This window comes from Curtobacterium sp. GC_Cur_3, assembly GCF_026544205.1.
Lineage (GTDB): Bacteria > Actinomycetota > Actinomycetes > Actinomycetales > Microbacteriaceae > Curtobacterium.
Window position 1 is genome coordinate 1 of record NZ_JALNUI010000015.1, and the last position, 22,742, is coordinate 22,742.

Here is a 22,742-nt window from a genome sequence, read left to right on the forward strand (position 1 = left end):
CAGCGTGACCGCCTCGCGCTCCGACGCCCGCGCGCAGGCCGGGTCGCAGTCGGAGTACATGCCCTGGTTGCCGGCGTCGACGTCCCCGTTCGCCCCGGAGGGCGTCGACCCCGCCGACCTGGTCTGGGCCGAGACGGTGGCACCGGGCGGGTACACACACCGGGTCCTCGCCCGCGGCTCCCGCATCCGCCTCGACGACCCGACCGGGGACGCCTGCGCGAACATCGTCGTGTACAACGCGCTCGAGCCGTGGGAACGCCTCAACGTCGCGGACACGCAGAAGATCCCGTGGCAGGCGTACCTCGGCGCCGGGTCGCCGCTGCTGAGCGGGGACGGCCGGGCCCTCGCCACGATCATCGAGGACACCTCGGGCCGACACGACGCGTTCTGCGGCACCTCGACCGACGCCTGGAACACCGCGAAGTACGGCGACGCAGCACCCGAGGGGCCGTCCCCGAGCGGCCGGTCGCTCCTGGCGAAGGCCGCCGCGAAGCACGGGCTCACCAAGCGCGACCTGCCGCCGAGCATCTCGTTCTTCCAGGGCGTGCGAGTCGACCCCGAGGGCGCGCTGGAGCCGATCGGGTCGGCGGGGCCCGGGCACCACGTCACGCTCGTCGCCGAGCTCCCGCTGCTGGTCCTCATCGCGAACGTCGCGCACCCGCTCGACCCGCGGGCGGACTACGTCGTCGGACCCCTGCGCGTGCACGCGTGGCGCGGGGCCCCGACCACCGCGGCCGACGAGCGCTTCACCGCGACGCCGGAGCTGACCCGCGCCTACCTGAACTCCATCGACCACGCGGAAGCACGAGGCTGAACGATGACCGACACCCTGACCTCCACCGTGCCCGTCGGCGCCGTGCACGCGCCGGACGCCGTCCTCGACTGGAGCGAGTCCCTGGTGCCCGGCACCGTCGTCCGTGACGACCGGGTCGCGCCGCTCGCCCCGTGGTCCGCCGTCGTGCGCGCCGGCGAGGTGCTCACGATCGTCGACGTCGGCGGGAACCAGAGCGCGGACTGTCTCGTCTACGACGCGCACGACCCCGACGAGCGGTACAGCGTCCCCGACACCCTCGTCGCGCAGGGCAACGCGTACGTCCGCACCGGCACGGTCCTGATGTCGAACGAGGGCCGCCCGCTGATGACGGTCGTCGGCAACGAGATCGACCGCCAGGACACCATCGGCGGCGCCTGCTCGAAGGAGTCGAACACGCTCCGGTACGGGCACCACACCGCCTACCAACACGGCTGCCGCGAGAACTTCCTCGCCGAGGCGGCGCGACACGGCCTCGGGGTCCGCGACCTGGTCTCGAACCTCAACTGGTTCATGAACGTCCCGGTCGAGGCGGACGGTGCCCTCGGCATCGTCGACGGCATGAGCACCCCCGGCAAGCGCGTGGCGGTCCGGGCCGAACGGGACGTGCTCGTGATCGTGTCGAACTGCCCGCAGATGAACAACCCCTGCAACGACTTCTCCTGCACGCCCCTGCGGATGATCGTGGTGCAGCCGTGACCGCCCTCGACACCGGCGCGACGCCGGCACCGACGCCCGCCGGGCGTCCCGCCCTCAGCACCGACACCGTCCTCGTCGCCAACCGCGGCGAGATCGCCCGCCGGGTGATCCGGTCCGCCAAGGCGCTCGGGATGCGCACGGTCGCCGTGTACTCCGACGCCGACCGCGCCGCCCCGCACGTCCGCGAGGCCGACGTCGCCGTCCGCCTCGGCCCGGCCCCCGCCCGCGAGTCGTACCTGCGCATCGACGCGGTCGTCCAGGCAGCGGTCGACTCCGGCGCCGGCCTGGTGCACCCCGGCTACGGCTTCCTGTCCGAGAACACCGCGTTCGCGGAAGCCTGCGCGGCGGCCGGCATCCGCTTCGTCGGGCCGACCGCCGACCAGATCGTGGCGTTCGGCGCCAAGCACACCGCCCGTGAACTCGCCGCGGCGGCCGGGGTCCCGATGCTCGCCGGCACCGGGCTGCTCGCCTCCGCCGACGACGCCGTCACCGCCGCCGACCGCATCGGCCTGCCCGTCATGCTCAAGGCCACCGGCGGCGGCGGCGGGATCGGCATGCAGGCCTGCGCCACGCTCGACGAGGTCCGCGAGGCCTACGCGAGCGTCGAACGCACCGCGGCAGCCGCGTTCGGCGCCGCCGGCATCTTCCTCGAACGTCTGGTCCGACCGGCCCGCCACGTCGAGGTCCAGCTCTTCGGCGACGGCGAGGGCCGGGTCGCCGTCATCGGCGACCGCGACTGCTCCCTCCAGCGCCGGAACCAGAAGGTCATCGAGGAGGCACCGGCCCCGGCACTGCCGGACCACGTCCGGGAGGCTCTCCACGAGTCCGCACGTCGGCTCGCGGCGAGCATCGGGTACCGCAGCGCCGGCACGGTCGAGTTCGTCTACGACCCGGTGCGCGAAGAGGCGTCGTTCCTCGAGGTGAACACGCGCCTGCAGGTCGAGCACCCGGTCACCGAGGAGGTCTACGGCGTCGACCTGGTCGAGCTGATGCTCCGGCTGGCCCGCGACGGTGCTGCCGGCATCCCCGACGACGTCTTCGACCGCCGCTGGACCCCGACGGGGCACGCCGTCGAGGCCCGCGTCTACGCCGAGGACCCCGCCAAGGGATCCCTGCCCTCCAGCGGCCTGGTCACGCAGGCCGTCTTCCCCGCGGCCGCGACCGACGACGGCACCGCGACCGGCATCCGCGTCGACGGCTGGGTCGAGACCGGCTCCGAGGTGTCGGCGTTCTACGACCCGATGCTCGCGAAGGTGATCGCGACCGGGGAGACCCGCGACGACGCCCTCGACCGGCTCCGGGACGCCCTCGCCGCGACGCGCATCGACGGCATCGTCACGAACGCCGGACTGCTCCGCACGCTCACCGACGACCTCGAGCTCCGCACGGCGACGCACTCGACGTCCACGCTCGACACGACCGAGGACCCGGACCCGCGCATCGACGTCCTGGTGCCCGGCACGATGACGACCGTGCAGGACCTGCCCGGTCGCCTCGGGTACTGGCAGGTCGGTGTCCCGCCGAGCGGCCCGTTCGACGCCGCGTCCTTCGCCGAGGCGAACCGGGCGGTCGGCAACCCCGACGGCGCCCCCGCGCTGGAGGTCACCGCGACCGGCCCCACGCTCCGCTTCTCCGCCGCCACGGTCGTCGCCGTCACCGGGGCACCCGTGCCGCTGACCCTCGACGGCGAGCCCGTCGCGCTGTGGGAGCCGGTCGAGGTCGCCGCGGGACAGACCCTCGCCGTCGGGACCGCTCCCGGCCCGGGCCTCCGGAGCTACCTCGCCGTGCGCGGGGGCTTCGACGTGCCGACCTACCTCGGCTCCGCGGCCACGTTCACGCTCGGCGGGTTCGGCGGCCACGCGGGCCGTGCCCTGCTCGCGGGCGACGTGCTCCGTCCCGGCTCCCCCGACTCCGACGCCCCGCACCCGGCCTTCCCCGCCGGCACCCGGCTCGGGCTCGTCGGCGGCCCGACCCCGGCCGAGCACCGCACGGCGCTGACGGACGCGTGGGAGATCGCCGTCACCGAGGGCCCGCACGCGGCACCGGACTTCTTCACCCGCGCGGACCTCGACGTGTTCTACGCCACCGACTACGGCGTGCACCACAACTCCGCCCGCACCGGCGTCCGGCTCATCGGACCCCGGCCGGGCTGGGCGCGGACGGACGGCGGCGAGGCCGGCCTGCACCCCTCGAACATCCACGACACCCCGTACGCGGTCGGCGCGATCGACTTCACCGGCGACACCCCGATCATCCTCGGACCGGACGGGCCGTCCCTCGGCGGGTTCGTCTGCCCCGCCGTGGTGGCCAGCGGTGACCTGTGGAAGCTGGGCCAGCTGCGCCCGGGCGACACCGTCCGCTTCGTCCCCGTCCGCGAGACCGACGCCGCCGCGCTCATCGCGAACCGAGCCTCCAGGACGGTCCCGCGCACCGGACGTGACGGACGCGCCGGCGGTGACGGCGACGACGGTGTGCTGGCGCGCCTGGACGCGACCCCCAGCCGACCGAGCGTGGCGTACCGCCGTGACGGCGACGACAACGTGCTGGTCGAGTACGGCGACATGACGCTCGACATCGCGCTGCGGATGCGGGTGCACGCGCTCATGACGAAGCTGCAGGAACACACGCCGAAGGGCGTCCTCGACATCACGCCGGGGATCCGCTCGCTGCAGGTGCACACCGACGCGTCCGTGCTCAAGGCGCGCGACGTCGCCGGGCTGCTCCGTGAGCTCGAGGACGAGATCCCGCCGACGGACCAGCTCGTCGTGCCGTCACGCACCGTGAAGCTGCCGCTGTCGTGGGACGACCCGGCGACCCGGCTGGCGATCGAGCGCTACATGAACGGCGTCCGGAACGACGCACCGTGGACGCCCTGGAACATCGAGTTCATCCGGCGGATCAACGGGCTGGACTCCGTGGACGACGTGTTCCGCACGGTGTTCGACGCGAGCTACCTGGTGCTCGGCCTCGGCGACGTGTACCTCGGCGCCCCGGTCGCCACTCCACTCGACCCCCGGCACCGACTCGTGACGACGAAGTACAACCCGGCGCGTACCTGGACGGCCGAGAACTCCGTCGGCATCGGCGGCGCGTACCTCTGCATCTACGGGATGGAGGGCCCGGGCGGCTACCAGTTCGTCGGCCGCACCGTGCAGATCTGGAACCGCTTCCGCCGCGGCGGGTTGTTCCAGGAGGACCCGTGGGCGCTCCGCTTCTTCGACCGGATCGAGTGGTACCCGGTCGGCGCCGAGGAGCTCCTCGAGCTGCGGGCCGAGACCGACGCGGGCCGCGGGGACTTCGAGACCGTCGACGGCGAGTTCTCGATCGCGTCGTACAACCGGTTCCTCGGGGACAACGCGGACTCGATCGCGGCGTTCCGAGCGCAGCAGGCCCGGGCGTTCGGCGAGGAGAAGGACCGGTGGCGCGCCTCGGGCGAGTTCGACGTGCGCGACGAACCGGCCGTGGTCGTGCCGGACGCCGTGACCGTGCCCGAGGGGTCGACGGCCGTCACCGCGCCGTTCACCTCGACCGTGTGGCAGGTGGACGTCCGCCCGGGTGACCGGGTGGACGCAGGACAGAAGCTGTTGGCCGTGGAGGCGATGAAGATGGAGTCGATGGTGCACGCACCCGTGGACGGACACGTCCTGGAGGTCTACGTCACACCGGGCGAGCAGGTCGCACCGGGCCAGGTCCTCGCCGCGATCGGAGCACCGGCATGAGCGCCGGCAGCGGTGTCAGCGCGAACGCTGCAGGCGCCGTGAGCACCGCGGCTGACCGCGTCCACGACGCCTTCGACCGGATCGCGGCGGTGGACCGACCCGAGGTCTGGATCACCCTGCGCGACCGCGCCGACGTCCTCGCCGAGGCGTCCCGCATCGACCCCGCCCTCCCCCTGGCGGGGCTGCTGTTCGCCGTGAAGGACAACATCGACGTCGCCGGCCTGCCCACGACGGCCGCCGCCAGGTCCTACGCGTACGAGCCGACGGCCGATGCCACCGCGGTCGCCCGGCTGCGGGCCGCCGGCGCGGTCGTCGTCGGCAAGACGAACCTCGACCAGTTCGCCACCGGCCTGGTCGGCACCCGCTCCCCCTTCGGCGCCGTCCGGAACGCCTGGGACCCGTCGAGGATCTCCGGGGGCTCGTCCAGCGGGTCCGCCACGGCCGTCGCCCTCGGGATCGTCGACTTCGCGCTCGGCACCGACACCGCCGGCTCCGGTCGGGTGCCGGCAGCGCTCGGCAACCTCGTCGGGGTCAAGCCGACGAAGGGGCTCGTGCCGAACACCGGCGTCGTGCCGGCGTGCCGGTCCCAGGACTGCGTCACGGTGTTCGCGGCGTCCCTTGGACTCGCCAGGACCGCCGCCGAGCTGATGAGCGGGCCCGACGGCGTCGACCCGCTCGCCCGCGAGGACCGCGCCCACGCCGCACTCCCGACCGTCCCGCGCATCGCCGTCCCGCTGCCGTCGCAGCTCGAGGGGCTCGCAGACGGGTGGGCGTCCGCGTTCGCCGCGGCCGTCGACCGCTTCCGGGCGCTCGGCCACGAGGTCGTCGAGGTGGACATCGCCCCGCTCCTCGACGCCGCAGCACTGCTCTACGACGGGGCGTTCGTCGCCGAACGGCACGCCGCCGTCGGCGCGCACATCGAGGCGCACCGGGACCTCGTCGGCGAGGACCTCGACCCGTCCGTCGCCACGATCGTGCTCGGCGGGGCCCGACCGACCGCGTCGGAGCTCTTCGCCGACATGGCCCGGCTCGACACCCTCGGGGCAGCGGGTCGCGCGGTGCTCGACGGCACGACCGCGCTCCTCACGCCCACCACCACGTGGCACCCGACCCTCGCCGAGGTCGCAGCGGACCCGATCGGCGCGAACAGCCGGATGGGGCGGTACACGAACTTCGCGAACCTGCTCGACATGGCCTCGCTCGCCGTGCCGGCGGGCTTCGTCGACGGGCTGCCGTTCGGCGTCATGCTGACCGGCCCGGCGTTCACGGACCGCCGGCTGGCGGCGCTCGCCACCGCGTTCCTCGCACCGACCGTCGACCTGCTGGTCGTCGGCGCGCACCTCCGCGACCAACCGCTGAACGGCCAGCTGGTCGCGGCCGGCGGATCGTTCGTCCGGGAGGCTCGCACCGCCTCCGACTACCGGCTGTACGCCCTCGACACGGTGCCGCCCAAGCCGGGGCTGGTCCGCGCAGGCTCGGTCGCGCCCGGCAGCGCGGTCGCGTCCGGCAGCGCGGTCGCGTCCGGCAGCGGTGGGTCGGCCGGCGGTCCCGCCACCGGCTCGATCGCCGGTGAGGTCTGGCGGCTGCCCGCCGCGGGCTTCGCGACCTTCGTGGCTGCGCTACCCGCGCCGATGGCGATCGGGACCGTCACGCTCGAGGACGGTTCCGACGTCACGGGCTTCCTCGTCGAGCCCCGGGCGGTGCTCGGTGCCGAGGACATCACCCACCACGGCGGCTGGCGTGCCTACCGGGAGCAGGGCTGACCGCGGTGGCCTGGGAGGATGGGGCCATGCCCTCCGACGAGCGACCGTCCCGCGTCGGACGCCCGCGCGCTGTGCCGGACACGAGCCCGGAGCTCAGCCCTCGCGACCAGATCCTGGACGCGGCGGCGGCGCTGTTCGTCGAGAACGGGTTCAGCGCGACCTCGACCCGCGCGATCGCCGAGCGCGTCGGGGTCCGGCAGGCGTCGCTGTACTACCACTTCGCGGGCAAGGACGACATGCTCGTCGAGCTGCTGACGACGTCCGTCCGTCCCTCGCTCGACGTCGTCCGTGACCTCGAGCAGCGCGTGCCGGAGTCGACGAGCGCCGCGGGTGCCCTCGCCGCGCTGGTCCTCATCGACGTGGACACGCTCGTGCGCACCCCGCACAACATCGGGACGCTGTACCTGCTGCCCGAGGTGCAGGGCGAGCGCTACGACGGGTTCCGCGTCGAGCGCCAGGAGCTGCAGGACACCTACGGCCGGCTCGGCTCCCGCGCCGCCACTCCCGACGTGTCGCTCACCCCGACGCAGCTCGGCGCCGTGCTCATCCAGCTCGCCGAGACCGTCATCCAGCTCCGCCGTGCCGGTCGGGTCGAGGACGAGGACCGCGACGCCATCGTCACGACCTGCCTGCGCGCCTGCGGTCTCGACGCCGCTGCCGTCGCCGCCGCCCGGCACGACGCGGAGTCCCTGCTCGCCGCTGCCACCGTCTGACGGTTCCGCTCCCGCCGCCTGACGGATCCGGTTCGCGTCCCCCGACCTCCCCCGCCCAGATCCGTCACTGTTCCGACCGAACTCCCCCGCGACCCCGTGTCCCGACACCGCACGAGTCGATCGACGCCCGCCATGTCGGACCATGCGGACGCATCCCCGCGCGCACGGAACGACACCGTCGAGGTCGTACGACACCGATGGTGTCGCGTCGTGCCCGCACACCCACGCGGACCACCTCGGGCACGACATCGTCGAGGTCGTACGACGACGATCTTGTCGCCCGGGGCGTCTCCCGCGCGCGACACCGCGACCCGGACCACGACACCCCCTGGGACGGAACACCGGCGGGACGGGCAGGGTTGGAGGAGAGGTGCGTCGTCCGACGTGCGTCCCAGAACGACAGAAACGGTGCAGCATGACGACGACGGTCCTCCTCGATCTCGAACTCCGGAGCGACGCGACCCACGAGGAGGTCGAGTCGACGGTCCGCGAGACGCTCGCACAGACCCGCCAGCACCACGGCTGCGAGTCGCTCGAGGTCCTGGTCGACGACGCCGACCCCACGCACCTCGTCGTCCTCGAGCGCTGGACCACCACCGCCGACCACGACGCCTACGCCGCCTGGCGTGGCACCCCCGAGGGCGCCTCCCCGCTCGGCCAGGTCCTGGCCGCCCCCGGCGTGAAGCGCATCTACAGCAGCACGATCGAGCTCTCCTAGCGGATCGCGTCCGACGCGGCCCCACGACGGACGGGAGGCTCCCCACACGCTGGTGGGGAGCCTCCCGTCCGTTCTGTGGTCACCGGTCGGCGAAGCCGCCGAGCATGCCGGAGATGAACCGCTTCTGCAGGAAGAAATAGAGGACGACGATCGGCAGGGCGACGATCACGCCGGCGGCCGACAGCAGCGAGTAGTCCGTCAGGTGCGCGCCCTTGAAGAAGGCGAGGCCGAGGGGGGCCGTGCGGTGGTCCTCGCTCGTGATGAGCACCAGGGGCAGCAGGAACTCGTTCCACGTCCACATCGTGATGAGCAGGGACATCGTCATGATCGGGGCGATCGCGGCGGGGACCATGACCTGCCAGAGCAGGCGGACGTCACGGGCGCCGTCGAGGCGGGCGGCCTCGATGACCTCGCCGGGGAAGCTCCGGAACTGGCTGCGCATCCAGAAGATGCCGAAGGCCAGGGACTGCGCGGTCTGCGGCAGGACCAGGCTCGAGTAGGTGTCGGTGAGGCCGACGGACCGCAGGTTGAAGTACAGCGGGATGATGAAGGCCTCGGCCGGGAGCATCAGGCCGGCGAGCATCACGAAGAACAGGACGTTCGAGCCGAAGAAGTCGAGCCGACCGAACGCGAAGCCGGCGAACACGGCGAGGATCGTGGTCAGCACGACGACCGACACGGTGACCAGGACGCTGGAGAACATGTACGTGGCGAAGTGGCCCTGCGTCCACGCGGCGCCGAAGTTCCCGAGGTCGATCTTCGTCGGCAGGCTGAACCCGCCCGAGTTCTGCGCCGACGGGGTGACCGAGGACAGCAGCACCCCGATGAGCGGGATGATCGCGAACAGGGCGAAGAGCGTCAGGATGACGTAGTTGACGGTCTTCTCGCGGACGGAGAGCCTCATGCGACGTCCTTTGGCTGCAGACGACCGATCAGGGCCGTGACGATCATGATGACGACGGTGAGCGAGACGGCCACCGCGGCTGCCGACCCGACCTGTCCGGTCTGGAACGCCCGGTTGTAGGCCTCGAACGCCGGCACGGACGTCGAGTTCCCGGGACCGCCGCTGGTGGTGACGTAGACCAGGTCGAAGGTCTTCAGCGCCGAGACGACCGTGAGCGTCAGGGCCGCGGCGATCTGCCCACGGAGCGACGGCAGGGTGATCGAGAAGAACTCCCGCGCCGCACCGGCACCGTCGATGCGGGCGGCCTCGAACAGGCTCGGGTGGATGTTGCCGACGCCGGAGAGGAACAGCACCAGGCACAGGCCGACGTTCAGCCACGTGCCGACGAAGCCGATCGCGGGCAGGGCCGTGTCGTACCCGCCGAGCCAGACCTGCGCGAACTGCCCGAGGCCGACGAGCCGCAGGCCGTCGTTGAGCAGCCCGTCGGCGGAGTAGATCGACACCCAGATCGTCGCGACGACGACCGAGGCGATGACCTGCGGCAGGAACAGGACCGTGCGGAAGAACGACATCCCGCGCAGGCCGTTCGCCCGGGAGATCAGCGCGGTGAGGAACAGCGCCACGACGACGGGGATCGCGGCGTAGAAGACCATGAGCACCAACGCGTGCCCGAACGACGCGCGGAGCTGCGGGTCCGTGAACACGCCGGCGTAGTTGGCGAAGCCCGCCCAGGTCGCCGGGGAGAGCCCGTCCCAGTCGTAGAACGAGTACTGGATGCTCTGCAGGAACGGCACGCCGAGGAACACCGCGAACACGACGAACGCCGGCAGGACGTAGAGGTAGGGCACCAGGCTGCGGCGGCGCCGGCGAGGGGCCGGGCGGGCGCTGCTCGGGGCAGCACCCGCCCGGGTCCCGGTCAACTGGGTCACGAGGCGGTCCTCACTTCTTGACGAAGCCGGTGTAGTCGGTCTGCAGCGTCTTCGTGTACTGCTCCGGCGTGGCCTTGCCCGCGACGAGGTCCTGCATGGCCGCGGTGATGGTGTCGTAGAACGTCGGGGTGGCGTAGTCGAGGTAGGGCGTGATGGCGTTCGCGCTCGAGATCGTCTTGTAGTTGCTCGTGATGTCGCCGGCGATCGTGCCCTCGGCGGGGGTGTCGGCGTCCGGCACCACCGTCGGTAGGTTGCCCTTGTCGACCAGGGTCGTGGCGGCCTTCGCGTTCGTGACGAAGTCGACGTACGCGGCTGCGGCGTTCGCGTTCTTCGTCTTCGACGTGATGGCCCAGGCGAGGCCCTCACCGCCCATCGTCACCGGCGTCGATGCACCGGTCGGCGTGAGCGCCGTGAAGCCGATGGACTTCGCCTTGCTGGCGGCCTCGAGGGTGGCCTGGTACCAGGTGCCCGTGATGAGGAAGGCCGACTTCCCGGAGCCGAACGCGCTGACGGCGTCGTCGCGGGAGACGCCGTTCGCACCGTCGGTGACGTAGCCGTCCTTCACCCAGCCGCTGATCGTGCTGGCCGCCTTGACCTCGTCGTCACCGGTCCAGCTGCCGGACTTGCCCGCGACCAGGTCGTTGACGGCGTCGTGACCGGCCATCGCGGAGAGGACCAGCCCGTAGAGGTGGATGCCGGGGCTCTTCTCGACGTCGCCGTAGCTGAGCGGCAGGGTACCGGCGGCCTTGACCTTCTGCATGTCCGCGGTCAGCTCGGCCACGGTGGTGGGCGGGCTGTCGATCCCCGCCGCCTTGAGGACGTCCTTGTTGTAGTACAGGCCGACGAGCTCACCGGTCTGCGAGACGCCGTAGAGGGTGTCGCCCTGCCAGGTCTTCCCGTCCGAGGAGAACGAGTTGAGCTTCAGCAGGCTCGACGGGTAGTAGTCGTTCCAGCCGTAGAGCTTCGCGTAGTCGTCGACGGGGCGGAGGAACCCGGCCTTCACGAACGCGCCCATGTCCGGGTAGCCCTGGTTCGCCTGCACGACGTCCGGCGGGTTGTCCCCGGAGAGGGCGAGCTTCAGCGTGGTCTTCAGGTCGGCGAAGGAGCGCGAGACCCGCTTGACCGTGATGTTCGGGTGGGCCTTCTCGAACGCGTCGTTGAGGACCTGCTGCGCGTCGTTGATGCCGGTGTCCGTGTTCTGGTCCCAGACGGTCAGCGTGGTCTTCGCCGAGCCCACGTCCTTCGACACCGGGCCGAGGCTCTGCGAGGCAGCGGGGGCGGCGGACCCGCCGGGCGTGCAGGCGGTGAGACCGAGGGCGACCGCCGCTGCGACGCCGATGAGCATCGACGCCTTGCTGATGTGCTTCATGGTGGGTCCAGTTCTGCGAGGGGGTGGGTGGTTCGGGTCAGTCGTGGGTGGCTGCGGGTGCGCCGAGTCAGTGTCCCGCGGCGCGGGGCACGTCGGCGCCGGTGCGGCCGGCGCTGGGGACGTCGGCGAGGAAGGACCAGTCGCCCGGGGCGGCGCGCCGGTCGAGGAAGGTGCGGAGCTCGTCGGGGTGCGGCGCGCTCGCCGCTCCCCCGAGCCCGGTGACGGCGAAGGCGGCACTGGCGGCGGCGAAGCGCAGCCGCGTCTCGAGGTCCCAGCCGTGGTGCACGCCGGCCATGAACGACGCGACGAACACGTCGCCCGCGCCGGTCGGGTCGACGGCCTCGACCCGGACGGTGTCCGCCGTGACGACCACGCCGTTGGCGGAGTCGACCGCCACGACGCCGTCGGGCCCACGGGTGACGACCGCGAGCGGCACGCGCTCGGCGAGCACCTTCGCCGCGGCGAGCGCCGAGTCCGTCCGGGTGTACCGCATGGCCTCGACGTCGTTCGGCACGAAGACGTCGATCTCGGCCAGACGGTCGAGCACGCCGCCGCTCCACTCGCCGGTGTGGTCCCACCCGACCCCGCCGACGACGGTGGTGCCGGCTGCGCGGAGTCGGGCGACCCAGGCGGGCAGGGGCTTGGCGATGCCGACGTGCGTCGCGGCGACCGGGCCGAGGTCGTCCGGCACGACGGTCGGGCCGAGGTGCTCCTCGTACGTGATGAAGCTGCGGTCGTCGGGCCCGGTCAGCGCCACCGAGACGGCGCTCTGGTGCCCGGGCACCAGCTCGAGCAGGGAGGTGTCGAGGAACGGCTCGGCGGTCAGCACGTCGTACACGTGGCGGCCGAGGACGTCGTCGCCGAGGCGGCTCGCGAGCATCGTCGGCGCACCGGCTCGGGCAGCGGCGACCGCACGGTTCGCGACGCCGCCCGGGGTGATGGCGAACGCGTCGGCGAACACCTCGGCGCCCTGCTCGGGTGCCGTGACCCCGGAGAAGACGACGTCGCAGTAGACGTCCCCGGCGAACAGCAGGGTGCCGCGAGTGGTCTCGTCGGCCTGCCCGCCGGTGTGTCCGGTGGGTCGTGGCTCGGCATGCGCCTCGGTCACGGCAGTCTCCTCGTCATCGCGGATCAGTGCTGCGCAGGTGTGCTCGACCTGGGACGGATCCGGTGGTGGTGCTCAATCCTGCGTGCTTCGTGTTGCGAGGACGTTACCCGGTTGCGCCAGATTTGTTAAGTCTGCTTGAGTCGGATCATGTCGTGCGCGATCTTGCTTGCTTCTGCTCGATCTGCGTTACTGTGGCGCCATGATCCTGCGCGACCGACAGAACCGCATCATCCGGGCACTCCGGGCTGACGGTGCTGCCTCGGTGCAGGAGCTGGCCGATGCCCTCGCGGTCAGCCCGGCGACGATCCGACGCGACCTCGAGATGCTCGACCGCAACGGTGAGCTGGTCCGCACCTGGGGTGGCGCGGTCCTCCCCCCGCGTGCCACGGCGCAGGAGGACACCGACCCGGACGAGGCCGTCGAGACCCCGTTCGAGCAGGCCGGCGACCTCGACCTCAAGCGCCGCATGGCCGAGGCCGCCGCCGCGATGGTCACCGACGGCCAGGTCGTCATCCTCGACATCGGCACGACCACGCCGCAGATCGCCGAGCTGCTCCGCGGCCGGGACATCACCGTGATCACCACGAACCTCGCGGTGTTCGACGTGCTCCGCGACGACGAGGCCGTCCGGCTCGTGCTCCTCGGGGGTGTCGTCCGGCGCAACTACCGCACGCTCGTCGGTTCCCTCGCCGAGGCCGCACTCGAGCAGGTCAGCGCCGACCTGCTGTTCCTGTCCTGCACCGGTGTCCGCGCGAACGGACACGTCGTGGACAACATGGCGGTCGAGGCCCCCATCAAGCAGTCCATGATCGCGGCCGCCGATCGCGTGGTGCTGCTCGCGTCCGAGACCAAGTTCCCGGGGAGCGGGGCCCTCCGGCTCTGTTCCCTCACCGACGTCGACACGCTGATCACGACGACCGGCGCCCCCGACGAAACACTCGCACACAGCCGGAACGCCGGCGGAGAGGTCGTCATCACATGAAGCTCTGCATCCTCGGAGGCGGCGGGTTCCGCACGCCGTACGTCTACCAGGCACTCCTCCGCGACACCGGCTCCCCCCGGGTCGAGGAGGTCGCGCTGTACGACGTCGACGAGGTCCGCCTGCACGCGATGGTGGCGATCCTCACCGAGCTCGCGGCCGACTTCCCCGACGCACCGGTCCTGAAGCCCACGACGGACCTGCACCGCGCGGTCGAGGGCAGCGACTACGTCTTCGCCGCACTCCGCGTCGGCGGGCTCGAGGGCCGACGCTGCGACGAGCACGTCGCGCTCGACCTCGACGTCCTCGGGCAGGAGACCACCGGCCCCGGCGGGCTCGCGTATGCCATCCGTACCGTCCCCGTCATGGTCGAGGCCGCGAAGGTCATCCGCGACCTCGCACCGAACGCCTACGTGATGAACTTCACGAACCCCGCCGGCATCATCACCGAGGCCATGCAGACCGTCCTCGGCGACCGCGTGCTCGGCATCTGCGACACCCCGTCCGGCCTCGGGCGCCGGGTCGCCGGCATGCTCGGCCTCGACCACACCCGTGTGCAGATGGACTACGTCGGCCTGAACCACCTCGGGTGGATGCGCCGCGTGATGTACGACGGCCGCGACGTGCTCCCCGAGCTGATGGCGGACGACGAGCGACTCGGTGCGATGGAGGAGGGCCACGTCTTCGGGCTCGACTGGATCCGCAGCCTCGGGGCCATCCCGAACGAGTACCTGTACTACTACTACTTCAACCGCGACGCCGTGCGCTCCATCATCGGCTCCGGCAAGACCCGCGGCGACTTCCTCGCCGAGAGCCAGTCCGCCTTCTACGACCGCGCCACCGCAGCGGGCAACGGGGTCGCCGACCTGTGGCGCGAGACCGTCGCGCGGCGCAGCGCGTCCTACATGGCCGAGGCCAAGGGCGGCACGCAGGACGAGCCGGTCGACTCCAAGGAGCGCGAGACCGACCCGTCGCACCAGGGCTACGCGGGTGTCGCCCTCGGGGTCATGGCAGCGATCAGCCGCAACGAGCGCCAGACGATGATCCTGAACGTCCGGAACAACGGCACGATCGCCGGGCTCCCCCGTGACGCCGTGGTCGAGGTCCCGACGATGGTCGACGCGAACGGCGTCCACCCGATGTCCACCGAGCAGCCCGACCTGCACCAGATCGGGCTGATGTCCCAGGTCAAGGCCGTCGAGCGCCACACCATCGCCGCCGCCATGACCGGGTCGAAGGACGAGGCCCTCAAGGCCTTCGCGCTGCACCCCCTCGTGGACAGCGTCACGATCGCCCGCGACCTGGTGCGCGGCTACATCGACCGCATCCCGGAGGTCGCGGCGGTGCTCACGAAGTAGCGCGACCCTGACGGGAGGCTCGGTGCCAGCTGGCACCGAGCCTCCCGTCCGTCGCGGTGCGGCTCCGGCACGGCGCTTCCGAGTCCCCGCCGACTCGGAACGAGGCCGTCGCCGTCGCACGACCTCGACGATGTCGCTCGTGCGTCCGCTGACCGCCACGGTCGACTTCGAGCGACAAGATCGCTGTCGTACGACCTCGACGATGTCGCTGGCCTCCCCGCCCTCGCCGGACTAGATTGTTGAACAACCCGGCGACGACAGGGAGCACCCGTGACGACGATCGACCTCAACAGCGACCTCGGCGAGGGCTACGGCGCCTGGAGCATGGGTGACGACACCGCGATGCTCGACCTCGTCTCGAGCGCGAACATCGCCTGCGGCTTCCACGCCGGCGACCCGACGATCATGCTCGCCACCTGCCGCGCCGCTGCCGAACGGGGCGTCGCCGTCGGTGCACACGTCGCCTACCGCGACCTCGCGGGCTTCGGCAGGCGCCCGATGCACGTCACGCCGGACGAACTGCACGCCGACGTCGTGCACCAACTCGGCGCCATGATCGCCACCGCCCGCGTCGCCGGCACCAAGGTCACCTACGTCAAACCCCACGGCGCCCTCTACAACACCGCCTGCGCCGACCCCGTCCAGGCCGAGGCCGTCGTCCGTGCGATCGCCGACGTCGACCGGTCCCTCGCCGTGCTCGCCCTGCCCGACTCCGAGCTCCTGCGCGCGGCCGAGCGGCAGGGGCTCCGCGCCGTCAGCGAGGCCTTCGCCGACCGCGCCTACGAACCCGACGGCTCCCTGGTGTCGCGGAGCAAGCCGGGATCCGTCCTGCACGATCCCGAGCAGGTGGCCCAACGCGTCCTGCGCATGGTGACCGAGGGCGTCGCGACCGCGGTCGACGGCTCCGACGTCGCCGTCCGCGCGGACTCCGTCTGCGTCCACGGCGACTCCCCCGACGCCGTCGCGATGGCCCGGGCGATCCGCCGGCTGCTGGCCGAGCACGACATCGCCATCGCCCCGTTCACCGGAGCCGCGACGGGAGCGGCAACAGCGACGGCGGCGGCAACGGCGACCGCGACCGCGACCGGGACCGCGACCGACCCGACCCCCGCATGACGCTCGACCTCCGCCCCGCCGGCAGCAGCGCCCTGCTCGCCACCTTCGACACCCTGCAGGACACGGTCGCCTTCCGCGCCGGCCTCGACCACCGCCCGCCCGGAGTCACCGAGGTCGTCTCCGGCGCCCGCACGCTCTTGTTCCGCTTCGACCGCACCCGCACGGACGCCTCCCGCCTGCGCGCCGACCTGGCTCGCGTCACCCCGTCCGCCGCCACCAGCACCGCCGACACCGCAGCACGAGCCGAGACGACCACCGACGCAGACGCCCCCGTCCTGGTCCCCGTCATCTACGACGGCGACGACCTCAGCGCCGTGGCCGACGTCGCCGGCATGACCCCCGCCGACCTCGTCGCCTGGCACACCGGCCAGGTCTGGACGAGCGCCTTCTGCGGCTTCGCTCCGGGCTTCAGCTACCTGACCGGCACGGCACCCTCGCTCGACCTGCCGCGCCGCAGCACCTCCCGCACCGCCGTCCCGAGCGGCGCCGTCGCCCTCGCAGGCGAGTTCAGCGCCGTCTACCCCCGCACCTCACCCGGTGGCTGGCAGCTCATCGGCCGCACCGAGGTCCCGATGTGGTCGCTCGACCGCGACCCGCCCGCCCTCGCTCCCGCCGGCACCCGCATCCGCTTCGTCGACACGAGCGGCACGTGAGCACCCTCACCGTCGAGCGCGTCGGCTTCGGCGTCACGACCCAGGACCTCGGCCGCCCGGGCTTCAGCGACATGGGGCTCGGCGCAGCCGGCGCAGCCGACCGCGGTTCCGCAGCGCTCTCCAACCGGATGGTCGGCAATCGCCCGGACGCAGCCGTCCTGGAGGCCCTGCTCGGCTCCGTCTCCCTCCGTGCCGACGCGCACGTGGTCGCCGCCGTCACCGGTGCGGCCTGCGCGGTCGAGGTCGAGCGCGCGGACGGCAGCATCCGTGGCGCGGCCGCGTACGAGGTCCTGATGCTGGGCCCGGGCGACACCGTGCACCTCGGCGTCCCCGACACCGGACTGCGCTCGTACGTCGCCGTCCGTGGTGGGTTCGCCGTCGAACCGGTGCTCGGCAGCCGGTCGTGGGACTCGCTCGCGCGGCTCGGGCCCTCCCCACTGCAGGTCGGTGACGCACTGCCCGTCGGGGACCAGGCCGACGGGTGGCCCGTGGTCGACGCCGTCGCACCGCCGCTCGAGCCCTGGCCGTGGGAGTCCGTCGTGCTCGACGTCGTCCCCGGTCCCCGTGACGACTGGTTCGACCCCGGGTGGCGGACGACCCTGACGGGGCAGGACCACCTCGTCAGTCCGGACAGCGACCGCGTCGGAGTCCGGACCACCGCGGCAGAGCCCCTCGTCCGCGCCGTCACCCACGAGCTCCCGAGCGAGGGCGTCGAGACCGGCTCACTCCAGGTGCCCCCGGACGGCTTCCCGGTCCTGTTCCTCGCGGATCACCCGGTGACCGGCGGGTACCCGGTCGTCGCCGTCCTCACACCTGCGTCCGTGGACCGTGCCGCCCAGCTCCGGCCGGGCGACACGGTCCGCTTCCGGATCGTGTGATCCGGGTCAGCCGGCGTAGGCGTACGTGCTGACCCAGTCGATGTCGAGGTGTCCGGCGCCGCCCCAGTTCCCGACCTGGAACATGAACCGGTGCGGAGTCGTCGGCACGTCCACCGTCACGGTCCTGACGACCGTGCCGTCGACCAGGTAGGTCACCGACCGGCCCGGGATCCACTCGACCGAGTAGGTGTGCCACTGCCGCCAGGACACCCCGGTGCTGATGCTCGTCGAGTGGGACTCCCATCCCGGCGTCATCGAGTGCTGGTACGCCATCGGCGTGCTCTCGAAGTTGCCCTCGGGGTAGTCGATCTCGCCGTCGGACCAGACGTTCGAGGACGGCCACAGCATGAAGGCCGCGCCGTTGCCCGTTCCGCCCTCGGCCTTCGCCCGGACGGAGAACTTCCCGCCGACGTGCGACCAGGCACCGTTCGGCGTGCCGAAGGTCCCCGCGGCCCCGCGCGCGCCGTCGAGCCTGACGTCCATGTAGCCGTCACGGGCACTGACCTGCGTGCTGGAGGAGTAGATCCCCGAGGTGCCGTCCGGGTAGGGCTGCCAGGAGTTCGCGTACGTCCTGGCGAACTGCCCGTTCGCCGCGGCCGCGGTGCTGAAGTCCTCCCGGAACGTCTGCTTGAAGGGCCCGACGTCACCGACGGGTGCCGAGGTGCCGGCCTCCGCGACGGACGTCGATCCGAGCGGGACGGCGACGAGTGCTGCCCCGAGGACGACAGCGGCGAGTGTTGCTCTGGTGGTGGTTCGTTTCTGCATGGCTGTCACTCCCTGACGTGACGATGACACCGGATCCCTGCGGTGTCGAGCCGGATCTCGGCTGTCCACAGAACGTAGTTGCTATCCACAATGTCCGCAGGGGCTTGACAGCCGATGTTGTCTCTGCAAACACCGAGAGAACAGCCGTCACCGCAGGGAGTGCTCGCCGGCCTCCATCGCGTCCCAGGCAAAGCTGGCCAGCCAGTGCGTCGAGTAGTACTCCTCGCCGACGCTCGCGGCGAGCCCGGACACGAGCAGCCGCTCGGCCGCGTCGTCGAGCAGGTCCGCGAGGTCGTCGGTCGTCGAACCCGCAGCACGCAGGGCGTCCCCGACCCGACGGGCAGCGCCGGCCCGGGACAGGTCGAGCCCGAACAGGTGGACCTGCTGCGGGTCGTTGTCGTCGCGGACCACCGTCGACTGCAGGACGTCGTCGCCGGCGCGCACCTCGGAGCAGAAGGCGCGCACCCACGGGGCGAACTCCGCCGGCGGCAGGACCGCGCGCATGAGGTCAGCTTCGGCCAGGCCCGCCGAGAGGAAGTCGTGCCCGCTGCGCTCCCAGGAGAAGGGCCAGCCGGTGTCCGCACCGAACCAGTCGCGGGCAGCGCGTTCGCACGTCGCCGCGAGTTCGTCCCGCCCGAGCGATCGGGCGGCCTCGAGCACGAGCTGCAGCCCGAACGCGGAGTTCGAGTGCACCCCGTGCCGGACCGGGTGGGCGGCGCCGTCGACCCAGCGCGTGACGAGGTCCTCGACCGCGTCGACCACGGGCACGAACCCAGGCGCGAGCGCACGGATCGCGGGCACCGGGGACGACGCGACCTCCGCCGCCAGGCGCATCACCCAGGCCCAGCCGTAGGGGCGCTCGAAGTGTGACGCACTGTGCAGGTAGGCCGCCTCGGTCGCGAGGTGATCCGCGGTCAGGTGGGCCTGCAGGATCGTGGTGATCCGGGCCTCCTGGCTGGCCGGCACGCCGAACGCGACCAAGCGGGCGGCGAGCCAGTGCATGTGCACGGACGAGTGCCAGTCGTACGAGGTGGCGAAGGCCGGGTGCAGCTCGACGGGCAGGGCGCGGTCGTCCGGACTCATCGTCGTGTGCTGCGACGCGTAGGGGTACTCGCGGGTGATGTTGTCCGCGGCGACGGCGGCGAAGTCCGCGGCCCAGGCTGCCCGGGTGGGCTCAGAAGGCGACAACGTACATGACCCCCATGTTGACGACGAGCAGGATGGCGGCGGTCGGGATCTGGGCCTTGATCGGGCCGTACTTGTCCCGCATCTCGAGCAGCGCGGCGGGGACGAGGTTGAAGTTCGCCGCCATCGGCGTGACGAGGGTGCCGCAGAAGCCGGCGAGCATGCCGATCGCGAAGATCGCCGCCGGGTTGCCGTCGAAGCCCTGCACCAGGACCGGCCAGCCGATCGCGGCGGTCATGATCGGGAACGCGGCGAACGCGTTGCCCATGATGACGGTGAACAGCGCCATGCCGAGGCAGTAGACGACGACCGCGGCGAGCAGCGACCCGCTCGGCAGGATCGTCTTGATGATCGTGCCGACCGCGTCACCGACCCCGGCCTGCGTGAACACGATGCCGAGCGTGGAGAGCATCTGCGGGAGCAGCGCTGCCCAGCCGATGGCCTGCAGGAGGCGGCCGCCCTCGCGGATGGGAGTCGCGATCTTCGGCGGGCGCAGGACGAACACGGCGACGACCACGGCCAGGACCGAACCGATCCCGAGTCCGGTGAGGGTCGCGCTGCCCTCGGCGAGCAACGGCTTGCCACCGATCTCGACGAGCGGGCCGAGCGTGGCGACCAGGACGGCGACCACCGGGACGACCAGTGCGGGGATGAAGAGCCGGTTGCCGAAGCGCGTCGCGAAGGACGCACGTTCCTCAGGCGAGGTCGTCGCGAGCACGCTCGTGCTGTCGCCCGACTGGCGGGCCATGACGCCGGTCGGTTCCGCCGGACCGGTCTCCGCGCCGACGCCCGCACCCGGGATGCTCGCCACACGCGTGCGGCTCGGCCTGCCACCCCGGGCCGTGGTGCCGGTGAAGCCGAGGCCCGCGAGCGCCACCATCACCAGGACCGCGATGCCGAGGACCCACGACGGTGCCGTCTTGGCGGCGACGAAGGTGCCGTAGAAGAAGGAGATGCCGAGGATGCCCCAGAAGGCCGCGTTGCCGAGGCGCTTGGCGTGCTCCCGGTCCGTCACGATGAGCACCGCGACGGCGATGAAGAACGCGCCGATGAGCCAGTAGAGCCATTCGCTGGTGATCACGCTGCCACCCCCGAGGTGGTCGAGGCGCCGCGCATGTCCGCCGCCATCCGGTCGAGCTTGCGGTCGAACAGCAGCAGCCGGGTACCGTGGATCAACAGCGCGGCGATGCCCGTCGGGATCGCCCAGAGTGCGAGGTCGATCGGCTCGAGCGCCAGGTCGTACGTCGCGTCCACGAACGTCGTGATGAGCAGGATCGAGCCGACCGCGACGAAGACGTCCTCACCGAAGAACACCCCGACGGTGTCCGAGGACGCGGAGAAGCCCTTGATCTTCTCGCGCATCGGGTCGTCCACGCGGCCGTACTTCTTGATGGCGGCACCCTCGGCCATCGGGTACACGAGCGGGCGCACCGTCTGGGCCGGGCCACCGATGCTCGTCAGGCCGACGGCGGCGGTGACCTGCCGGATCGCGAGGTACCCGGCGAGCAGGCGCCCGGTGGTCAGCTTGTCGAGCTTCGCGATGAGCCGCTTGGCCTGGTCCTGCAGGCCGTAGCGCTCGATCAGGCCGATGACCGGCAACACGAGCGCGAACGTCGTGACGCTGCGGCTGGAGGCGAAGCCGTCGCCGAACGCGGTGAGGATGCCGACGGGACCGATCCCGCCGATGGCCGCGGTGACGATCCCCGCGACGGTGACGACGAGCAGTGCGTTGACGCGCAGTGCGAAGCCGACGATGACGACGGCGACGCCGATGAGGACGAACATGCGGGACAGTCTGGACTGCATTGTTCAACAATCACAAGGCCCTCCCGGGACTTGTAACACGTCGGTCACACGCGCCCCCTGTGGAGGAGTCGTCCCCCGGCCGTGTCAGGATCGGGGCATGAGCCGAACCGTCAGCGGCGCCGAGTCCTCCGCGACCCGGCTGCGCACGATGATCGCGTCCGGCGACTTCGCCCCGGGCACGCAGCTGTCCGAGGAACGCCTGAGCGACCAGCTCGGGGTCTCCCGGAACACGCTCCGCGAGGCCTTCCGGCTCCTGGCCCGCGACCGACTCGTCGAGCACGTCTTCAACCGCGGGGTGTTCGTCCGCCGCCTCTCGGCCGCCGACGTCGTCGACCTCTACGCCGCCCGCCGCGTGCTCGAGTCGGCAGCCGTGCGGGCATGCACGCCGTCATCGCCCGCCCTGGCCGACGCCGCGTCTGCCGTGTCCGAGGCGCGCGCCGCTGCGGCAGCCGGCGACTGGCGCGCCGTCGGCACCGCCGACATCCGCTTCCACGCGGCACTCGTCCGGGCCGTCCCGAGCGAGCGGATCTGGGGCCTGATGGACGGGCTGCTCGCCGAGATGCGGCTCGCGTTCCTCACGACGGACGACCCCGGGTCCTTCCACGCCGGGTTCGTCGAACGGAACGAGGCCATCGTCGACGCGCTGCGCGCCGACGACCGGTCCACCGCGTCCGCGCTGCTCGCGGACTACCTCGACGACGCCGAGCGCACCCTGCGGTCTGCCGCCGACGCAGCACGCTGACGCGGCGGCGGACTGGAGGCTCGCTGCCAGCTGGTGGGGAGCCCCCGTCCGTCTCGCCCCGCGGCTCGATGCCGGACACCGAGAGGGTCGCAGCGCGAGACGTGGTCGCCGGACGCGTCGCAGCTCGAACGGGGGCTACGCCGTAAGTGGCTGTGCATCAGACACTGGCCGAGGCGACGTCCGGTTCGCCGATGACCGCACAAGGAGCCCCCAATGCAGTACGTCGTCCTCCAGGTGATCCTCAAGGAGAAGTTCCTCGGGACCGGTTCGGGCAACCTGACCTCCCTCGAGCAGACCATCAACGAGCAGGCGGCGAAGGGCTACCGGCTCCACACGATCACCACGGCGAGCAGCGGAAGCAAGGGTCTCGGCGGCGGTGACCGGATCCAGGCCACGATGGTCTTCGAGAGTCTCAGCTGACGCCGGCCGCGCTCCGGGCCGGCACGGCTCAGTCGTCAGTCGCGTCGGCCCGCTCCTGATCGTCGCTCCCCATGCACCTGCCTCATGGTTGCGTATGTCACACGCTA

Annotated in this window: 21 protein-coding genes; 13 read left to right on the forward strand and 8 right to left on the reverse strand. The window is 71.9% G+C overall.

The genetic code is table 11. The features are described 5' to 3' along the window. The 6 genes from OXR63_RS09475 to OXR63_RS09500 form a co-directional block, all read left to right on the forward strand. The coding region (locus tag OXR63_RS09475; RefSeq protein ID WP_267422278.1) for an urea amidolyase associated protein UAAP1 at positions 1-814 on the forward strand (814 nt) is incomplete at its 5' end. Between the two features lie 3 nt (positions 815-817). Further along, positions 818-1,510 carry an urea amidolyase associated protein UAAP2 gene (locus OXR63_RS09480; protein ID WP_267422279.1) on the forward strand — a complete coding sequence of 231 codons (693 nt, stop codon included), beginning with the start codon at positions 818-820 and terminating at the stop codon, positions 1,508-1,510. Then, positions 1,507-5,229 carry an urea carboxylase gene (gene uca, locus OXR63_RS09485; RefSeq protein ID WP_267422281.1) on the forward strand — a complete coding sequence of 1,241 codons (3,723 nt, stop codon included), beginning with the start codon at positions 1,507-1,509 and terminating at the stop codon, positions 5,227-5,229. The genes OXR63_RS09480 and uca overlap by 4 nt, the downstream gene beginning before the upstream one ends. Next, complete coding sequence (gene atzF, locus OXR63_RS09490; RefSeq protein ID WP_267422283.1) at positions 5,226-6,992, forward strand: allophanate hydrolase; 1,767 nt, start codon at positions 5,226-5,228, stop codon at positions 6,990-6,992. Before uca ends, atzF begins: the two co-directional genes overlap by 4 nt. Before the next feature lie 26 nt (positions 6,993-7,018). Then, positions 7,019-7,705 carry a TetR/AcrR family transcriptional regulator gene (locus OXR63_RS09495; protein WP_267422285.1) on the forward strand — a complete coding sequence of 229 codons (687 nt, stop codon included), beginning with the start codon at positions 7,019-7,021 and terminating at the stop codon, positions 7,703-7,705. Between the two features lie 415 nt (positions 7,706-8,120). Then, on the forward strand, positions 8,121-8,423 hold the full coding sequence (locus tag OXR63_RS09500) for a putative quinol monooxygenase (protein WP_267422287.1): 303 nt from the start codon (positions 8,121-8,123) through the stop codon (positions 8,421-8,423). A gap of 79 nt (positions 8,424-8,502) precedes the next feature. Here OXR63_RS09500 and OXR63_RS09505 read toward each other — a convergent pair whose 3' ends face one another. From OXR63_RS09505 to OXR63_RS09520, 4 genes are all read right to left on the reverse strand, one after another. Beyond that, positions 8,503-9,327, reverse strand: a complete 825-nt coding sequence (locus tag OXR63_RS09505) for a carbohydrate ABC transporter permease (RefSeq protein ID WP_194661567.1) — start codon at positions 9,325-9,327, stop codon at positions 8,503-8,505. Then, entirely contained in the window at positions 9,324-10,256 is a 933-nt protein-coding gene (locus OXR63_RS09510; protein WP_267422291.1) for a carbohydrate ABC transporter permease, read from the reverse strand. Before OXR63_RS09510 ends, OXR63_RS09505 begins: the two co-directional genes overlap by 4 nt. A gap of 10 nt (positions 10,257-10,266) precedes the next feature. After that, positions 10,267-11,625 carry an extracellular solute-binding protein gene (locus OXR63_RS09515; protein WP_267422293.1) on the reverse strand — a complete coding sequence of 453 codons (1,359 nt, stop codon included), beginning with the start codon at positions 11,623-11,625 and terminating at the stop codon, positions 10,267-10,269. Between the two features lie 67 nt (positions 11,626-11,692). Then, on the reverse strand, positions 11,693-12,733 hold the full coding sequence (locus OXR63_RS09520; protein ID WP_267422294.1) for a carbohydrate kinase family protein: 1,041 nt from the start codon (positions 12,731-12,733) through the stop codon (positions 11,693-11,695). A gap of 199 nt (positions 12,734-12,932) precedes the next feature. Here OXR63_RS09520 and OXR63_RS09525 point away from each other — a divergent pair, with 199 nt between their 5' ends. From OXR63_RS09525 to OXR63_RS09545, 5 genes are all read left to right on the forward strand, one after another. Then, entirely contained in the window at positions 12,933-13,715 is a 783-nt protein-coding gene (locus OXR63_RS09525) for a DeoR/GlpR family DNA-binding transcription regulator (RefSeq protein WP_267422296.1), read from the forward strand. Next, positions 13,712-15,070, forward strand: a complete 1,359-nt coding sequence (locus OXR63_RS09530; protein ID WP_267422297.1) for a 6-phospho-beta-glucosidase — start codon at positions 13,712-13,714, stop codon at positions 15,068-15,070. The genes OXR63_RS09525 and OXR63_RS09530 overlap by 4 nt, the downstream gene beginning before the upstream one ends. Positions 15,071-15,340: 270 nt before the next feature. After that, the gene (locus OXR63_RS09535) at positions 15,341-16,186 is read left to right on the forward strand and encodes a LamB/YcsF family protein (RefSeq protein WP_267422299.1); all 846 of its coding nucleotides are present in this window, start codon (positions 15,341-15,343) and stop codon (positions 16,184-16,186) included. Beyond that, entirely contained in the window at positions 16,183-16,839 is a 657-nt protein-coding gene (locus OXR63_RS09540; protein ID WP_267422301.1) for a 5-oxoprolinase subunit B family protein, read from the forward strand. Before OXR63_RS09535 ends, OXR63_RS09540 begins: the two co-directional genes overlap by 4 nt. Beyond that, positions 16,836-17,717 carry a biotin-dependent carboxyltransferase family protein gene (locus OXR63_RS09545; RefSeq protein ID WP_267422303.1) on the forward strand — a complete coding sequence of 294 codons (882 nt, stop codon included), beginning with the start codon at positions 16,836-16,838 and terminating at the stop codon, positions 17,715-17,717. Before OXR63_RS09540 ends, OXR63_RS09545 begins: the two co-directional genes overlap by 4 nt. A gap of 6 nt (positions 17,718-17,723) precedes the next feature. Here OXR63_RS09545 and OXR63_RS09550 read toward each other — a convergent pair whose 3' ends face one another. From OXR63_RS09550 to OXR63_RS09565, 4 genes are all read right to left on the reverse strand, one after another. Further along, positions 17,724-18,482 (reverse strand): family 16 glycosylhydrolase, encoded by a 759-nt coding sequence (locus tag OXR63_RS09550; protein WP_267422306.1) that lies wholly within the window; start codon positions 18,480-18,482, stop codon positions 17,724-17,726. 147 nt (positions 18,483-18,629) lie between these two features. Further along, on the reverse strand, positions 18,630-19,670 hold the full coding sequence (locus OXR63_RS09555) for a DUF2891 family protein (protein ID WP_267422308.1): 1,041 nt from the start codon (positions 19,668-19,670) through the stop codon (positions 18,630-18,632). Next, positions 19,657-20,748, reverse strand: a complete 1,092-nt coding sequence (locus OXR63_RS09560) for a DUF979 domain-containing protein (RefSeq protein ID WP_267422309.1) — start codon at positions 20,746-20,748, stop codon at positions 19,657-19,659. Before OXR63_RS09560 ends, OXR63_RS09555 begins: the two co-directional genes overlap by 14 nt. Further along, entirely contained in the window at positions 20,745-21,452 is a 708-nt protein-coding gene (locus OXR63_RS09565; protein ID WP_267422311.1) for a DUF969 domain-containing protein, read from the reverse strand. The genes OXR63_RS09560 and OXR63_RS09565 overlap by 4 nt, the downstream gene beginning before the upstream one ends. Positions 21,453-21,570: 118 nt before the next feature. On the opposite strand from OXR63_RS09565, the gene OXR63_RS09570 reads away from it, so the two are divergent. Both OXR63_RS09570 and OXR63_RS09575 read left to right on the forward strand, forming a co-directional pair. Next, entirely contained in the window at positions 21,571-22,215 is a 645-nt protein-coding gene (locus OXR63_RS09570; RefSeq protein WP_267422314.1) for a GntR family transcriptional regulator, read from the forward strand. 213 nt (positions 22,216-22,428) lie between these two features. Further along, the gene (locus OXR63_RS09575) at positions 22,429-22,635 is read left to right on the forward strand and encodes a DUF4177 domain-containing protein (protein WP_194661555.1); all 207 of its coding nucleotides are present in this window, start codon (positions 22,429-22,431) and stop codon (positions 22,633-22,635) included. Positions 22,636-22,742 lie beyond the last annotated feature (107 nt).